At 66.2% G+C, this 16,402-nt stretch carries 13 protein-coding genes; 3 read left to right on the top strand and 10 right to left on the bottom strand.

Features of this window, described 5'->3' with window-relative positions; all coding sequences use genetic code 11:
* Nucleotides 1-130: 130 nt before the first annotated feature.
* Nucleotides 131-1,939, bottom strand: a complete 1,809-nt coding sequence (locus tag ABD842_RS06055; protein WP_345111461.1) for a tetratricopeptide repeat protein — start codon at nt 1,937-1,939, stop codon at nt 131-133.
* Between the two features lie 173 nt (nt 1,940-2,112).
* On the opposite strand from ABD842_RS06055, the gene ABD842_RS06050 reads away from it, so the two are divergent.
* Nucleotides 2,113-2,331: a PspC domain-containing protein gene (locus tag ABD842_RS06050; protein ID WP_345111458.1), complete on the top strand. Its 219-nt coding sequence runs from the start codon at nt 2,113-2,115 to the stop codon at nt 2,329-2,331.
* Between the two features lies 1 nt (nt 2,332).
* Here ABD842_RS06050 and ABD842_RS06045 read toward each other — a convergent pair whose 3' ends face one another.
* The gene (locus ABD842_RS06045; RefSeq protein WP_345111455.1) at nt 2,333-3,454 is read right to left on the bottom strand and encodes a glycosyltransferase family 2 protein; all 1,122 of its coding nucleotides are present in this window, start codon (nt 3,452-3,454) and stop codon (nt 2,333-2,335) included.
* Complete coding sequence (locus ABD842_RS06040) at nt 3,444-3,779, bottom strand: YbaB/EbfC family nucleoid-associated protein (protein WP_345111452.1); 336 nt, start codon at nt 3,777-3,779, stop codon at nt 3,444-3,446. The genes ABD842_RS06045 and ABD842_RS06040 overlap by 11 nt, the downstream gene beginning before the upstream one ends.
* Before the next feature lie 379 nt (nt 3,780-4,158).
* Between ABD842_RS06040 and ABD842_RS06035 the strand changes: the two genes are divergently transcribed.
* Both ABD842_RS06035 and ABD842_RS06030 read left to right on the top strand, forming a co-directional pair.
* A complete protein-coding gene (locus ABD842_RS06035) occupies nt 4,159-5,943 on the top strand; it encodes a glycoside hydrolase family 15 protein (RefSeq protein ID WP_345111449.1) in 1,785 nt (594 codons plus the stop codon).
* Nucleotides 5,944-6,159: 216 nt separating this feature from the next.
* Entirely contained in the window at nt 6,160-6,417 is a 258-nt protein-coding gene (locus tag ABD842_RS06030; RefSeq protein WP_345111447.1) for a hypothetical protein, read from the top strand.
* A 39-nt stretch (nt 6,418-6,456) separates the two neighbouring features.
* Here the strand turns inward: ABD842_RS06030 and ABD842_RS06025 are convergent, their stop codons facing one another.
* The 7 genes from ABD842_RS06025 to hutH form a co-directional block, all read right to left on the bottom strand.
* The gene (locus ABD842_RS06025) at nt 6,457-8,643 is read right to left on the bottom strand and encodes a bifunctional alpha,alpha-trehalose-phosphate synthase (UDP-forming)/trehalose-phosphatase (protein WP_345111445.1); all 2,187 of its coding nucleotides are present in this window, start codon (nt 8,641-8,643) and stop codon (nt 6,457-6,459) included.
* Between the two features lie 186 nt (nt 8,644-8,829).
* Nucleotides 8,830-9,729, bottom strand: a complete 900-nt coding sequence (locus ABD842_RS06020) for an SMP-30/gluconolactonase/LRE family protein (RefSeq protein ID WP_345111443.1) — start codon at nt 9,727-9,729, stop codon at nt 8,830-8,832.
* Nucleotides 9,730-9,740: 11 nt separating this feature from the next.
* Nucleotides 9,741-10,736 carry a 2-dehydro-3-deoxygalactonokinase gene (locus ABD842_RS06015; RefSeq protein ID WP_345111440.1) on the bottom strand — a complete coding sequence of 332 codons (996 nt, stop codon included), beginning with the start codon at nt 10,734-10,736 and terminating at the stop codon, nt 9,741-9,743.
* Nucleotides 10,737-10,865: 129 nt separating this feature from the next.
* Complete coding sequence (dgoD, locus tag ABD842_RS06010; protein ID WP_345111436.1) at nt 10,866-12,011, bottom strand: galactonate dehydratase; 1,146 nt, start codon at nt 12,009-12,011, stop codon at nt 10,866-10,868.
* 80 nt (nt 12,012-12,091) lie between these two features.
* Nucleotides 12,092-12,730 carry a bifunctional 4-hydroxy-2-oxoglutarate aldolase/2-dehydro-3-deoxy-phosphogluconate aldolase gene (locus ABD842_RS06005; protein WP_345111433.1) on the bottom strand — a complete coding sequence of 213 codons (639 nt, stop codon included), beginning with the start codon at nt 12,728-12,730 and terminating at the stop codon, nt 12,092-12,094.
* 156 nt (nt 12,731-12,886) lie between these two features.
* A complete protein-coding gene (locus tag ABD842_RS06000; protein ID WP_345111430.1) occupies nt 12,887-14,812 on the bottom strand; it encodes a T9SS type B sorting domain-containing protein in 1,926 nt (641 codons plus the stop codon).
* An 84-nt stretch (nt 14,813-14,896) separates the two neighbouring features.
* Nucleotides 14,897-16,399, bottom strand: a complete 1,503-nt coding sequence (gene hutH, locus ABD842_RS05995) for a histidine ammonia-lyase (RefSeq protein ID WP_345111427.1) — start codon at nt 16,397-16,399, stop codon at nt 14,897-14,899.
* Between the last annotated feature and the right edge of the window lie 3 nt (nt 16,400-16,402).

Genomic DNA, 16,402 nt, shown 5'->3' with positions numbered 1-16,402 from the left:
GAATGTGAATTTCGCTTCAACCATCGCTACGAAAACGTGTATAAAGTCTTGCTCAAAGAACTTCGCCAACGGCCCCTCTAAGCTCGATTTGCTTCCTAAGCCCCTCCCTGATTATGTATGGGCATAACACTTACCGCAGCACCTCCAGAAACATCTTGGTGCCAGCCAGGTCCCGGAACTCCAAGTCCTCGACGGCGCGCTGGGCGAAGGTACGGTCGAGCTGGATGGCCCGGCGCAGGTTCTGGCCGACCTGGGCCTCGTCCCTGGCGCGGGCGGCCACCACGGCCAGGCTGTAGTAGGCCAGCGCGTCGTTGGGCTTCAGGGCCAGGGCTTCCTGGTAAATGCCGGCGGCCCCGTCGTAGTTGCCCTTGAGCACGTAAATCAGCGCCTTGTTCATCGTGTTCTGGTAGCTGCGGCTGCTGTAGCCCAGGCTGCTGACGGCATCGTCGAGCTGCCCGATTTCAATTTCGAGGGCGGCTTTATCGGCGAAAATCTTGTCCAGCACCGGGCGCGGGCCGCCGAGCTTGATGGCGTAGTCGTAGTTCTGCAGGGCTTCGAGCTTGTCGTCGGCGCGGTGGTAGGCGGTGGCCACGCGGTAGAACATATCGGCCGTGGGGTTGCGGTGGGCGGCCAGCGTGAAGTTGGTGGCGGCCCGGCGCAGGTAGGCCCGGCGCACCTTGTCATTAACTTCCTTCTCGGAGCGCTGCAGCAGCACCACGGCCAGGTTGTGGTAGGCCTGCCAGGAGCCGGTGGTAGCCACCGAGGTTTCGTAGATGCGCTGCTTTTCGGCCAGCAGGGGCGTGAGCGTGGCCGAGTAGCGCAGCTCTTCGGCCGTGAGGGCGTCGGCCTCGGTTTCCTTGGCCACAATCTTTTTCGAGAGCAGGTAGATTTCCGAGTCGTAGCGCTTGGGAGCGGTGTACTCCACGGCCACGGTGCCGAAGCGCAGCACGGGGTAGATGTACTGGTCGAGGTAATCGAAGAAGGACAGCTGGTGCAGGCTCTTCTCCTTGCGGGCAAAGGAGCCGGGCGTGTCGTTGAGCAGCAGCAGCACCGAGTCGACCTGCGCGGGCTTCAGCGCCGACTGCTGCACCTTGTTCAGAAACAGGTCCCAGCGGCGGTGGTAGGCCAGGGTCTGAAACTCGATGGCGCGCACGGAGTTGAGGTAAGAGTCGGTGTCGACGCGCTTCCTGTAGTATTTGAGCAGGGCCTGCACCCGCTTGTCGGCCAGGCGCGGGTCGTGGGCATCGAGCGAGTCGGGGGAGTGGCCGGCCACAATCATCACCTTGCGGGTGCGCTGGTTGGCTTCAATGAAATCTTCCAGCGCCGCCACGTTCGTGCCCAGGTAGTTGCGGATGGCTGCCTGCCCGCCGTCGAAGAAGAAGGGCAGCACCCGCGTGCCGCTCATGTTGTTGTCGGCCGTTTCGGGCAGCAGGTTGAGGGTCGTGTCCTGACGCACCACCAGGCGCCCGGTCGTGACGATGCCGCGGGCCAGGCGCAGCTCGGGCCCTTTCAGGCGCTTGCCGTTGCGCTTGGTTTCGCGGGCGTCGGGCCGGGCAATCAGCTCCCCGGGGTTTTTGCGCGGCGCGTAGGCAAACGCCACCTGCCGGGTGATGACGACGCGGTCCTGGTGCTCGGGGTCGTAGACGAACTCGCCGGAGACGAACGTGAGGCGGCCCAGCGTGTCCTCGCGCAGGCCGTTGTCGTAGCGGTAGCTCAGGTCGAGGTTGTAGGCCTGCCCCTTGCGGATGGCCGCGGCCGGCACGCTGGCCCGCACTTCAAAGAGCACATTTTCGCCGTTGCTCTCCAGCACGCCGGGCTTGACCGAAATCTGTTGCCCCGCCTGCGCAACCTTTAGCAGCCGCGGTAGCGTACAACCGGGCAAAGCACCCGCGGCCAGCAGTAGCAAAACAAACGAAGACGGACGGAGAAAACGGCGCATAAGCAACGAGTGAGGTAGAAACGGCGGGGCGGCCAGGCTGCCCCTCAAACGCAAGAACTGCCGCTAAGGGTCAGAAATTGTACCTGATCGGGACGCCCGGGCTTGTCATTCGCAGTTTTTCTTGTTATTTTGGACTGGCGTAGGTCGCGTCAACTGGTTATAAATGAGGAGCAATGAAACGACTAACTGACTTCATCGAAAAGCAGAGCTTCGGGGTCTGCAACGCGTTGGGGGACCGGCTCGGCTTCTCCAGCAGCAGCGTACGGCTCTCGTTTGTGTACGCGTCCTTTTTTACGTTCGGCTCGCCCGTTGTGCTCTATTTCGCCCTGGCTTTCTGGCGGAACGTGCGCCAGGCCATGCGCCGGCAGCGCAGCACCGTCTGGGATCTGTAAGCTAGCGCGGCACTGATTCCGCCCCGGAACCTGCCCCGACTGCCCGCCCCAATCCGGACTGGTCGCCGGGGAAGCCGCCGGGGTCGAGCTGGGAAAAGGCCCGGATTCCCCGGGCAAAATAGGCCCAGACCAGACTGCCGTTGTACACGCCGGGCCGGGCCTGCGTGAGCAGCTGCTGCCGGGCTTCCGCCCGCTTCTGCCGCCAGTAGCTGCGGCCTCGGAAAAAGTCGCGGTGCGCCCGCAGGATGGCTTTGGCGTCGCCGGTACTGCCCTGGGCAAGAAAGCGCAGGGCCGCCACCCAGTCCAGCACCAGCCGCGCGGCCATGATGCCCGGCAGCTCCCGGGAGTGCGCGTTTTTGTACACCAGGGCCAGCCCGTTGCGGAAGTTGAGGTAGGTTTTGCGCGGGTTCGACTTGTGAAGCGTCCCGCCGCCCACGTGGTAGACCGTGCTGCCGCCGTGGTACCACACCTGCTGCCCTGCGTTCCAGAGGCGCCAGCACAGGTCAATTTCCTCCATGTGGGCAAAAAAAGCCGTTTCCAGCCCGCCCAGCGCGTGCCAGGCACTGGCGCGCACAAACATACAGGCTCCGGTGGCCCAGGCCACCGGCCGGGCATCGTCGTACTGGCCCCGGTCTTTTTCCAGGGTATCGAACAGGCGGCCGCGGCAGAAGGGGTAGCCCAGCCGGTCGAGGTAGCCTCCGCCGGCGCCGGCGTACTCAAAGGCGTCGGGCGCGGCCTGCGCCCGGATTTTGGGCTGGCAGGCTGCAATGCCGGGCTGCTGCTCCAGCAGCTCGCGCAGGGGCCGCAGCCAGCCGGGCGTCACGGCTACGTCGGAGTTGAGCAGCACGTAGTACGATGCCTGAATCTGCTGCAAAGCCTGGTTGTAGCCGGCGCAGAACCCCAGATTTTCGGCGTGCGCCAACACTTCCACGGTCGGAAATTCCTGCGCCAGCACCCGCACGGAGTCATCCGTGGAGGCATTGTCGACCACGATGATGCGGGCATCGGCGGAGTGAGCCAGCACCGACGGCAGAAACTGCCGCAGCAGCGCCTGCCCGTTCCAGTTCAGAATCACGACGGCCACATCGGCGCAGGAAGCCGCCGCGGAGGGTTTAGAGGCCAAAGCTGCCCAGGTCGAGGCCGGGAAGGTTGGGCATCAGGCCGGAGGTTTTGCTTTTCAGCTCTTCCCGGGCTCTTTCGGCCACTTCCTCCATCACCTTGTTCACGGCTGCCACTACCAGGTCCGCCAGCATGTCGCGGTCCTGGGGCGTGAGCAGGGACTCGTCGATTTCAAGCTTGAGCAGGCGCCGCTGCCCGTTGGCCGTGGCTTTCACCAGGCCCCCGCCCGATTCGGCCGTGGCGGTGAGGTGCTGCAGCTCGTCCTGGGCCTGCTTCATCTTTTCCTGAAGCTCTTTCACCTTGCCCATCATGCCCATCATGTCAAACATAAGCTCTGAATCGTTGTTTCCAGCGTGCTGGAAGGGTTTTATGGAATCTGTTGGCGGCCGCCCAGCCTGACTTAGTCCGGGCAGTCCGCGTGGGCGTCGGGCCCGGGCCGGCGCAATGAAAAAGGGCAAAGCCACCTTTTCATTGCGCCGGCCAGCGGGTAATCCGACGGGCAATTTACGCAAAGCCCACGCATCACGGCGCGGCCGCCCCCCCCGTAGTCGGCGCCGGGGTAATTTGGCCCCCCCGGAGCCCGGCCTCGGCCCGGCCAACACAACCTGAGCCAGAGCAATGGGGTACTAGGAGCCGGGTCCGCACCGCCGCGGGCCGCCCAGTGGCCGCTTACCGGCGGGCCAACGCTGGCTTAACCCCCGATTTCTGATGACGAAACACACCTACGACATGGGCCTGATCGGCAACTGCGCCTTTCTGGGCCTGATCGGCACCGATACGGCCGTGCGCTGGCTTTGCTGGCCCCGGTTCGACAGCAGCTTCGTGTTTGGCTCCCTGCTCGATTCCGGCAAGGGCGGCGAGTTCAGCATCCGCCCCACGGCGGGCGGCGGCTTCGAGTCGCGGCAGTACTACCAGCAGAACACCAACGTGCTGTGCACCGAAATCACCAATGCCGACGGCAGCTACCGCGTCACGGACTTCGCCCCGCGCTTCGAGCAGTACGAGCGCAGCTTCAAGCCCCTGATGATGGTGCGCAAGGTGGAGCCCCTGCGCGGCACGCCCCGGGTGCGGGTGGCCTGCCGCCCGGTGGGGCAGTACGGCGAGCTGGCCCTGAACCGGCGCCGCAGCTCCAACCACATTGCGTTTCTGGGCCTGGACGAGGAAATTCGCCTCACCACCAACATTCCGCTGACCTACGTGCTGGATGAGGAGGACTTCACGCTCAACGAAACCAAGTACCTGGTGCTGACCTACGGCGCCCCGCTGGAAGCCCCGCTGGAAAGCACCGTCGAGCGGTTTCTGTCCAGCACCCGCGACTACTGGCGCAAGTGGGTGAAGAGCATGAGCATCGGCGACTTCCACCAGGAGCAGGTGATTCGCTCGGCCCTGGCCCTGAAAATGCACCAGTACGAGGACACCGGCGCCATCATTGCCGCCACCACCACCAGCCTGCCCGAGGCGCCCGGCAGCACCCGCAACTGGGACTACCGCTACTGCTGGATGCGCGACACCTACTACATCCTGACGGCCTTCAACAACATTGGCCATTTCGAGGAGATGGAGCGGTATTTCCACTACATCGCCAATATCTCGACCAAGGTGCAGGACAAGTACCAGCCCCTGTACGGCATCAGCGGCAGTGCCCAACTCGTGGAGCAGGAGCTGCCGCTGGAAGGCTACCTGGGCAACCAGCCCGTGCGCATCGGCAACGACGCCTACACCCACATTCAGAACGACGTGTACGGGCAGGTGCTCGTGGCGCTGCTGCCGCTCTACGTCGACCGGCGCTTTATCGACCCGGAGCGGCCTAACCCCGAAAAGCTGATTTTTGAGGCCCTGCGCATGATTGAAGTCACTATGGACCAGCCGGACGCGGGGTTGTGGGAGTTTCGCAACCTGGCCCAGTACCACGCCTACACCTACCTGTTTCACTGGGCCGGCAGCCACGCCGCCCGCCGGGTGGCCCAGACGCTGGGCAACCCCGAAATGGAGCAGCTGGCCACCCGCCTGATGCACGAGGCCGCCGACCACATCGAGCAGTGCTACAGCCCCGGGCAGGCCGCTTTCACCAACGCCATCGGCTCGCCCCACCTCGATGCCAGCGGCCTGCAGCTGATTATGATGGGCTACCTCGATCCAAACTCGCCGCTCACCCACCGCCACCTGGAGGCCCTGGAAAAAGAGCTGAAAACGCCCGAGGGCCTGTTTTACCGCTACCGCCACGCCGACGACTTCGGCACGCCCGAAACCACGTTCCTGATCTGTTCCTTCTGGTACGTGGAGGCCCTGGCCTGCGTGGGCCGCGTAGACGACGCCATCCGCGAGTTCGAGAAGCTCATCACCTACACCAACCACCTGGGGCTGCTCAGCGAGGACGTGGACGCCAAAACCGGTTCCCAGTGGGGCAACTTCCCCCAGGCCTACAGTCACGTCGGGCTGGTCAATGCCGCCTACCGGATTGCCAAAAAGCTGGATAAGCCCAATTTCGTGTAGGAAGCCCCACCACGGTATCGCCCGGCCGGCGCCGGGGAAACATTGCTGCGTCAGCGGGCTGACAGTAGCCTTTCCCCGGCACCGGCCGGGCTTTTTGGCGGCCGGTGCCGGGCCGAAGCCGGCGGGCGGGCGGGCGGGGTGAGAAAACGGCAGCCCGGCGCCTAACCCGCAGCGGGGCCCGGACCGTAACCAAGCCGAACCATCTTCTCCGTCGCCATGCCTCTGCACCCTGAATTAGATAAAAAGCTCAGCAGGCTCTACGAGCCCCGCACCAGCATCGACGACGTGTTCAAGGGCTACGATATCACCTTCGTTACCAATGAGCACGGCGAGCCGGTAACGCTGTTCTTCGGCAAGCGCCGCCCCGACGGCCTCATTGCCGGGGAGCGGTACACCCGCACCATCAAGCGCCAGCCCGACAGCCCGCAGGTGCGGGCCAGCCACTGGGACAACCAGGGTAAAACCAGGCGCTGATTGCGCCTTCCGCAGCCTGCCCTCAGTGCCCGGCCGCCGCTAGTGCGGCGCTTCGAGGAGGCTGCGCAGCAGCTGCCGCACGTCGGGGGTAGCGCGCAGGTGAAACCGGGCCTGAGACCGGGACGAGGTGCCGACTTTGATGGTGTAGGCCTCGGGCGGCATGGCGGCGAAGGTGTCCTCGTCGGTCCGGTCGTCGCCGATGGCGAGGATGAAGCCGGGCTCGTGCTGGCTCAGCCAGCGGGCGGCGGCCGTCCCCTTGTTGACGCCGGCGTTCTTGATTTCAATCACCATGTTGCCTTCCAGCACCTGCAGGTCGGTATTGGAAGCCATGAAGGTGAGGTGGCTGAGCAGCTCCCGGGCCCGCATGGCGCCCAGGTCAGCATCGGCGCGGCGGAAGTGCCATACCAGCGAGTACTCTTTTTCCTCAATGAAAGAGCCGGCGGTGCGGGCCACGTACAGCTCCAGCACCGGCCGCAGCTCCTTCATCCAGTCGTTGCGCAGGGGCTGAAACAGCTGCCAGTCCTGGCCCGCGGCGCGCAGCCACACGCCGTGCTCGGCAATAAAGTCGAGGGGCAGGTGGCCGAGCCAGCTCTGCAGCGTGTGCCGGTCGCGCCCACTGATGATGACGACATGATTCCGGGGGTTGGCGGTGAGGGCCCGCAGCAGCAGCAGCAGCTCCTCGTCGGGCCGGGCCCGCTGGGGGTCGGCGTGAAACGGGGCCAGGGTGCCGTCGTAGTCGAGCAGCAGCAGGCGGTGGTCGGCCGTCTGGTACTCCTGCCGCAGCTGGGCGCCGGTGGCCGGGTCCAGCGTGGCGGTGGCCAGCATGTGCTGCTTCATCTTGGTGTAGGCCAGCTGATTCATAAACAGCCGGCTCCAGGCAAACACGTTGTAGCGCTTCACCAGGGCCTGCATGGCCGCCATGCGCTGGATCTGCTCATCCTCGGGCATCACCAGCGCGTCGTGCATGGCTTCCACCAGCTGGTTGGTATCGGTGGGGTTGATGATCAGCGCGTCGGCCAGCTCCCGGGCGGCGCCGGCCCGCTCACTGAGAATCAGCACCCCGCGCTGGTCGGCTTTGCAGGCAATAAATTCTTTGGCTACCAGGTTCATCCCGTCGCGCATGGGCGTCACCAGCGCCACTTCGGCCAGCTGGTACAAAGAAGCCAGCTCTTCCAGGGGCAAAGAGCGGTAGAAGTAGTGAATCGGGTTCCAGCCAATGGTGCGGTACTGGGCGTTGATGCGGCCCACCAGCTCGTCGATTTCCTCCTTCAGGGCCGCGTACTGCGCCACCTGGTCGCGGGAGGGCACCACCAGCATAATCAGGCTGACCTGCTCGTGCCACTCGGGGTAGCGCAGCAGCAGCAGCTCAAACGCCCGCAGGCGCTGGGCAATGCCCTTGGTGTAGTCGAGGCGGTCGATGCTGAGAATGACGCGGGTATCGCGCAGCGCGGCGCGGTACACCTGCCCGTGCTCCTGCGCGGCAGAAGAGGCGGCGGCCCGGGCGTAGCGCTCGTAGTCGATGCCCATGGGAAAGGCATCGACGCGGATGGTGCGGGTCGGGGTTTCAATCTGCCCGTTCTGGGTGGGCAGGCCCAGCAGCTGGGCCACGGCGCTCAGGAAGTGGCGCATGTAGCCGAAGGTGTGAAAGCCGATCAGGTCGGCGCCCAGCAGGCCGCGCAGCAGCTCGGCGCGCCAGGGCAGCACCCGGATCAGCTCATACGATGGAAACGGGATGTGCAGAAAAAAACCGATGGTGCAGTCGGGGCGGGCCTGGCGCAGCATCTCGGGCAGCAGCAGCAGCTGGTAGTCGTGAATCCAGATGGTGTCGTCGGGGCCGGCCTGCTCAAGCACGACCCGGCAGAATTTCTCGTTCACGGCCACGTAGGCATCCCAGTGGCTTTGCTCGTAGGTGGCCAGCTGGCTGAAGTAGTGGAAGGTGGGCCAGAGGGTGGAGTTGCTGAAGCCCTCGTAATAGTCCCGGATTTCGGCCTCCGTCAGAAACACCGGCACCATGCTGTCGGCCCGCAGCTGCTCGGTTACGTACTGCTCCTCGGCCGCATCTTCCACAAACAGCCCCGGCCAGCCGACCCACATGTTGCCCTCGGCCCGGTAAATAGAGCCCAGGCCGGTAGCCAGGCCGCCCTCACTGGGCTGGAAGCTCAGGCTGTCAGCGGTGCGCTGGACTTTGGTGGGCAGGCGGTTAGAGACGATAATCGTTTGAGACATGCGCTTGGCAGGATGGTAAACCCTTCAGCTTACGCAGCAAGGGCCGGTTTAGCTGCAACGGATGAGCAACTTGTGCCGCTGGCCCGGGCCAGGCCGGCCGGCGCCGGATGGCCGGAGCCCGGCGCGCCAGCGGCTGGCAGGCCGCCGCGCAGCAGCAGTCTGGGGCAGTCAACGGGCCTGGCCGCCTCAGCCCCTAAACCCGTTGGCGGGCACGCCGGCCACTCCGGGCCGCACGGCAAACAGGTCGCCGCTGCGCGGGTACTGCCGTAGCTGTTCCGGGGTCAGCCCGTGGCGGGCGGTAGTGATGTAGAGCGTCAGCAGGCCGGGCCCGCCAAAGGCGCAGGAGGCCGTGTTGGGCGCCGGGACGGGAATGGTATGCAGCCGCTCGGCCGTAGCGGGGTCGTAGCACACCACCTGGCCGCCTCCCCACAGGGCAATCCACAGGTGGCCGGCGGCGTCGATGGTCATGCCGTCGGGGGCGCCGTCGGCGGCCGGAATCCGCAGGGCGGGGCGGCCGTTGCGGAGGTGGCCCGAGGCGTGGTCGTAGTCGAAGGCCTGCACGGTCTGGGTGGGCGTATCGACATAGTACATGATGCGCTGGTCGGCAGTCCAGACCAGCCCGTTGGAGATGGTAACGTGCCGGAGCACCGGGCGCAGCTGGTGGTCGGCCCCGAAACGGTACAGCGTAGCGGCGCCCGCCTGGGTGTCCAGGGCCATGGTGCCCACCCAGAGCCGGCCGGCCGGGTCGCACTTGCCGTCGTTGAAGCGGATGGCGGGGTCGGTAAGCGGGCGGCCCAGCAGCGTCAGCTCGCCGGTGCGGGTGTTGAGGCGGTGAATGCCGCTCTGCAAAGCCAGCACCACGTAGCCCGGTCCGGCCGGCACCACGGTGCCCACCCGGGAGCCGGTGGGCAGCTGCCGGTCGTAGTTAGTGGCCGGGTCGAAAATGTGCAGCACCATGCCCTCGATATCGACCCAGTACAGCCGCTCGTCGTCGGGGTTCCAGATGGCGCCCTCGCCCAGCTCGGCCTGGGCGGGCAGCAGGTGCTCGACGGGCGGCAGTGGCAACGGGCCGGGGAGGGCAGCCATAAGCGGAAAGGCTAGGAGGAAAGAGCCGCCGAATCCAGCCGACTCAGCAAGGCCGCCTGCCCACGCAGCGTCACGTCGGCGGCGCCCTGGGTGGTAACGGCGGCGGCCCGGTCGGTGATGCCCAGCACCGCCAGGGCCGTCTGGTAATGGTCGAGCAGGTGCGCTTCCCCGGCCAGCACGATGCGGCCGGTAAACGAGGCGGGAAACGTGCTCAGCTCGGCGCCAATCAGGATGCCGCTGAGGTAGTAGAAGTTGGCCGGCCTGGAGAGCTTGTCGAACAGGTCGTTGGTGCGCACCCGAAACGCGTTGTGGAGCAGGTGAGCCCGGGGGCTGGCCCGCACGCCCTGTTCAAACGCCTGCCGGTAAGCGGCCGTGCCCAGGTCGCCGCCGGCCCTGACCGAGGCTGCCAGAATGCTCTGGCCCGACAGCAGGGCGAAAAACTCCCCCGTCATGTAGGTTTGCAGCGCTACGGCCTGGCCGTGCCGGATGGTGACGTGCTTGCAGTGGGTGCCCGGGTGCAGAAACAGCTGGTCCTCCCCGGTGGGCGCAAAGCCGCAGCCGACCAGCTGCACTTCCTCCCCGCGCATCACGTCGTCGGCGGTCCGCACCCCCGACACCAGCAGCGTGGGGTGGCGGAAGTCGACGGTGGCGGGCAGCAGCAGGGTGGCCAGGTCGGAGCCGTCGGTGGCGAAGGGAAACGCCTTGTAGGGCAGCTCCCGCATCCCGATGGTGGAGGACGCCATGCCCGAAATGACCAGCGGCAGGTCGTCCAGGCTGGTGCCGAGCTGGGTTTCCAGCGTCCGGAGGTGTTTTTGAATGACGGCCCGGTAAAATGCCCCGCGCTGCCCGGTGGGCTGCTGGGCCTGCTGCCAGGCCGCAAACGTGGCGGCGTTGCCCTCGTCGGATGTGGCCGTGGCCAGCACCCGCAGGCCGGGCAGCGCCACCAGCTTCAGCCGAAACGACGAAGTGCCCCAGTCGCAGCTCAGAAATCGGGTTGGGTTCGGCATTTTAAATGGCAGTGCTTAAATACGAGAGCTTAGAATCAGGGCCGTGGAAGTCACGTGAGAAGGGGCAGTGAGGCCAGAGCTTTTCTCTCAGTTCTATCGTCTGAGTTCCAGGCTCTGAAATAAAGCCGCTTACCACTCGGCTACGCTGCCGTCGGGGTTGCGCCAGATCGGGTTGTGCCAGTTGTGGCCGATGGCGGCGCGCTGCTGCACGTACGCCTCGTTGATATCGATGCCCAGGCCGGGGCCTTCCGGAATGGTGGCGTAGCCGTTGTCGTACCGGAACACGCTCGGGTCGACGAGATAGTCGAGCAGGTCGTTGGTGGTGTTGTAGTGGATGCCCAGGCTCTGCTCCTGAATAAAGGCGTTGTGGCAGGTGGCGTCCACCTGCAGGCAGGCGGCCAGGGCAATGGGGCCCAGCGGGCAGTGCGGGGCGGCGGCCACATCAAACGCCTCGGCCATGGAAATAATTTTCTTGCACTCCGTGATGCCCCCGGCGTGGCTCAGGTCGGGCTGAATGATGTCTGCGTAGCCGTCGATGAGCAGCTTTTTGAAGTCCCAGCGCGAAAACATCCTTTCGCCGGTGGCAATGGGAATGGAGCAGTGGCGGGCAATTTCACGCAGGGCCTCGTTGTTTTCGGCCAGCACCGGCTCCTCGATAAACATGAGCTTGAAGGGCTCCAGCTCCTTGGCCAGCACCTTGGCCATGGGCTTGTGCACCCGGCCGTGGAAGTCGACGCCGATGCCCAGGTAGGGGCTGGTGGCGCGCACGGCCGCCACCCGGGCCAGCACCGCATCCACCTTCAGGTGGGAGTCGACGTAGCCCATTTCCTCGGTGCCGTTCATCTTGACGGCCGTGAAGCCCTTGGCCAGCATGTCCTGGGCGGCGGCGCCCACGTGCTCGGGCCGGTCGCCGCCAATCCAGGAGTACACGCGCATGGTGTCGCGGACCTTGCCGCCCAGCAGCTGGTGAATCGGCACGCCCAGAAACTTGCCTTTGATGTCCCACAGCGCCTGGTCGATGCCGGCCAGGGCACTCATCAGGATGGGTCCGCCGCGGTAAAAGCCGCCCCGGTACATTACCTGCCAGTGGTCTTCGATGTTTGCGGGGTCTTTGCCGATCAGGTTCTCCATCAGCTCCTGCACCGCCGCGTGCACCGTGGCGGCGCGCCCTTCCACCACCGGCTCACCCCAGCCCACGAGGCCCTCGTCGGTTTCGATTTTGAGAAACAGCCAGCGCGGCGGCACCTGATAGAGCTTAAAACCGGTGATTTTCATGGTAAGGAAGAAAGCAGGAGCGGAAGAAACAGGGTAGGCCCGGGCTGCAGGGCCCGGCGAAGTAGGGATGGGCTCGTGCGCTAAGCCGAAGCCGAAACGGCCTGCACGAACTGCCGGGCTTTGTCGGTCAGGACGGCCAGGTACTCGGGCGTGGCGGGCTGGCGGGTATCGACCAGGGCGCTGCCCACCCCGAAGGCCACGGCGCCGGCCTGCCGCAGGGCGCTGATGTTGTCCAGCGTCACGCCGCCGGTGGGCATGAGCGGAATGTGGGGCAGCGGCCCGGCCAGGTCCCGGAGGTAGCCCGGGCCCAGCGTGGCGGGAAACACCTTGATGATGTCGCCGCCGTGCTCGTAGGCGGTCAGGATCTCGGTGGGCGTGAAGGCGCCGGGAATGCTGATGGCGCCGTAGCGCTTGGTCATCCGGATGGTTTTCGCGCTCAGGGTAGGGGAGATGATAAACCGGGCGCCGGCCAGCAGGGCCGCCCGGGCCGTTTCGGGGTCGAGCACGGTGCCGGCCCCGATTAGCATCCGGGAGCCCAGCTCCGCCGTCAGCTTCTCGATGCCGGCCAGGGCTTTAGGCGAGTTGATGGTAACCTCCACCGCCCGCACGCCGCCCGCGTGCAGGGCCCGCACAATGCTGACGAGCTGCTCCGGGTCGGCCCCGCGGATGATGGAAACGACTTTATGCTCGAGCAAGTGAGCTAAAACATCCTGCGACATGACGGGCGGAAAAGGAAGTGGAAACAAACAAGGACCACAGCTACTACGGATGCCCGCCGTTTTCTGCCGACTCCCGAATGCGCAGCCGCTCGCGCGGCTTGCCTTCCCCGAATGCCGCCGCCAAGGAACCGGGTCTCGGGCTGAGGCTGCGGCCCGCTACCGCACAATCGTGACGGTGCCGTGCTGGACGATGCGGGTGCCGGCGTCGTCGGTGGCCTCGAAGCGCCAGACGTAGGCGCCCGGGGCCGGCTCGGCGGTACCGATGCGGCCGTTCCAGGTCTGGGTCGGGTCAGTGCCGCGGAACACTTCCTGCCCGTTGCGGTCCACTATGGTGAAGGTGAACTTGGTCACAAAGCGGCCTTTCACGCCGAACACATCATTGAGGCCGTCGCCGTTGGGGCTGAAGGCATTGGGCATAAACAGCCGGAGCTGGCGGGCCACGGTGGCCACGTTGGAGTAGCTCACGAGCTGGCCGGGGCTGCTGGCCGCCACGCGGTAGCGCAGCACCTGCCGGTCGGCGGGCGGCTGCAGGTCAACAAATTCGAAGGCCGCCAGGGCGGCGTTCAGGGCCCGCCACGAGCCGTCGGCCAGCTGCACTTCCACGGCGTAGCGCACGGCCGCCGCCGGGGCCTGACTGCCCAGGGCCGTCCAGTTGAGCTGGGCCCGGGTGCCTTCGGCGTCGGCGGCCCGGGCCGTCAGAAACACGGGGCAGAACGGCTCACTGGGCGCCGACTTATTGCCGCACTCATCCAAAAACTGCACGGTATAGCAGCTGGCGCCTTTGCCGGCAGCGGCGGTGGAGTCGCGGGCGGTGCGGCGGGCGGTGGTGGCCACGGTCTGGGTGTTGTCGCGCAGGTACAGCAGCTGGCCGCCGCTGGGTAGGTTGGGCACGGTCGCCGTCAGCTCGACCTGGTTGCGGGCGTTGAACGTGGCAAACAGGCGCGGCACCGGCTGCACCCGCAGGGCCGAGGTCAGCACCGTGACCTCACTGGTCGAAATGCCGGCGCCGGCGGTGGCTTCGAGGCGGTAGCGGTAGCTTATCCCGCAGGTGATGCCCACCGAGTCGGTGTAGGGCGAGGCCGCCCCGGGCAGCACCACGCCGTCGCGGCGCAGTACGTAGCCGGCAAAGTTGCCCGTGGTCGGCCACGAAAGCAGGTTGCGGCCATTGGCCGAGGTACCCGTTAGCGCGATGGCGCACAGCTCGGCGGAAGGCAGGCTGACCACGCTGGTCTGGCAGACGTCGGTGAGCAGCAGGCGGAAGCAGCCGGCGGCCGGCGCCGGGGTGAGAATATGCGTGGGCTGGGTAATGGCCGCAAGCGTGCGGTAGCCGCCGGGCGCGGTGGCCTCGGCCTGCTGCAGGCTGTACCGGTAGCCGGCCTGCAGGGGGGCAAACTGAAATTCGAGCTGGCCCGCCTGGGCGTTGAGCTGGCGGATAAAGGGCGCAACCGGCGTAGCGGCGGGCGTAAACGACTGCGCCACGGGCGCCGAGGAGCAGCCCCCGGTGTACTGGCCCGTAACGGTTACGCTGGTCACGCCGCTGCCCACGGGGTATTGCGTGGGGGCCGCGCCGCGGGGCACGGTGGCCGTGGCCGCACCCACCTGCACGAAGTACGAGGTGTAGGCAAGGCTCTGGTCGTTGATGCGGACTTCCACCAGGCCGGGCGAGCAGCTGGTCAGCGTGAATACCGGGGCCGGCCGCTCCCGCACTTCAAACGTGCGGCTGTAAATGATGCCCGTGGCCGGGTTGACCAGGTTGGGCGTGTTCTGGGTAATGACCAGCGGGCCGGCGGCGGTGGGGGTATAAAACGTGGTGGTATCGGTGCCGGCGGCGCAGGAGATGACCGGCCCTTTCAGGTAGTAAATGCGGGACGCGGGAAAGATCTGGGGGGGCGTGAGCTTGTCGCTGACGTCCTTGAGCCGGTAGCGGATGCCGACGCACAGCGCGTTGACTTCCTGCTTGGTGGCCGCGTCGTAGACCCGGAAATTCCGGGTGCCGTTGGAGTTGTCGGGGCAGCTCTGCCCGTACCCGGCCGTCAGGCCGCCGAGCAGCAGGGCCAGGAGAAGAAGCAGTTTGGAATTCACGGTACTCATAACGCGCCCCGGCGGTATTTACGTTTGCAACTGCCTAAAAATAGCACCTTCAGCCCGAACTGCGGCGGCGGCCCGCTACTGCCAGTCGTAGGTGCGCACGAAGGCAGCGGCGGCGTGCAGATCGGGGTAGAGCACCCGGTCGCGGCTCACAAACTTTACCTTTTCGCGGAAGGCCTCCACCACCTGCTCCAGGGCCGCCGAGGTGCGGGCCGGGCGCCGGAAGGCCAGCGCCTGGGCCGCATTCAGCAGCTCGATGCCCAGAAGCTGCTCCACGTTCTCCACCACCCGGCGGGCCTTGGTGGCGGCATTGGCGCCCATGCTTACGTGGTCTTCCTGCCCGTTGCTGCTCACGATGCTGTCGATGGAGGCGGGCGTGCACAGCTGCTTGTTCTGGCTCACGATGCCCGCGGCGGTATACTGCGGAATCATCAGGCCCGAGTTCAGGCCCGGCTCGGCCACCAGAAACGGCGGCAGCCCGCGCTGCCCGCTGATGAGCTGGTAGGTGCGGCGCTCGGAGATGCTGCCCAGCTCGGCCACGGCAATGGCCATGAAGTCGAGGGCCAGGGCCAGGGGCTGCCCGTGAAAGTTGCCTCCGCTCAGGATCAGGTCGTCGGCGGGGAAGATGTTGGGGTTGTCGGTGACGGCATTGCACTCGGTTTCCAGGGTCTGGGCCACGTAGGCCAGCGCGTCGCGGGAGGCCCCGTGCACCTGGGGCTGGCAGCGGAAGGAGTAGGGGTCCTGCACGGCCGTCTTGGGCTGGCTTTGCAGCTCGCTGCCCGCCAGCAGCCCGCGGATTCGCTCGGCCACCTTCAGCTGCCCGGCGTGGGGCCGGATGAGGTGCAGGCGGGCATCGAAGGGCTCGGGCCGGCCGTCGAAGGCTTCCAGCGACAACGTCCCGATGGTGTCGGCGGCGTTGGCCAGCCGCTCGGCGCGCAGCTGGCAGTGCACGCCGTAGGCCAGCATAAACTGGGTGCCGTTGAGCAGGGCCAGCCCTTCCTTGGCTTCGAGCACCAGCGGCTCCCAGCTAAACAGGCTCAGCACGTCGGCGGCTTGCAGGCGGTAGCCCTGGTAGTTGACCTCGCCCAGGCCCAGCAGCGGCAGACACAGGTGGGCCAGCGGCGCCAGGTCGCCGCTGGCACCCAACGAGCCCTGCTGGTAGACTACCGGGAAAATGTCGCGGTTGTAGAAGTCGAGCAGGCGCTGCACGGTGGCCAGCTGCACGCCGCTGTGGCCGTAGCTCAGGCTCTGCACCTTGAGCAGCAGCATCAGGCGGACCAGCTCCTCGGGCACTTCCTCGCCCGTGCCGCAGGCGTGCGACATCACCAGGTTTACCTGCAGCTGCTGCCGTTCCTCGGGCGCAATGCTCTCGTGGCACAGGGCCCCGAAGCCGGTGTTGATGCCGTACACCGGCGCGTCGGACTGCGCCAGCCGGTCGTGCAGGTACTGGGAGCAGGCCTGAATGCGCTGCCGGGCCTCGTCGTCGAGCCGGACGGTGGCTTTGTCGGCCAGCAGCCGGCGCAGGGTGGGCAGGTCGAGGTGGGTGGTGGGGCTGATGAGGTGGTCGGCGGCGGCGGGCATGAA

This window comes from Hymenobacter algoricola (assembly GCF_039539525.1).
GTDB lineage: Bacteria > Bacteroidota > Bacteroidia > Cytophagales > Hymenobacteraceae > Hymenobacter > Hymenobacter algoricola.
The sequence above is the reverse complement of the archived record's forward strand: the minus strand, read 5'-3'. Positions and strand labels throughout refer to the sequence as shown.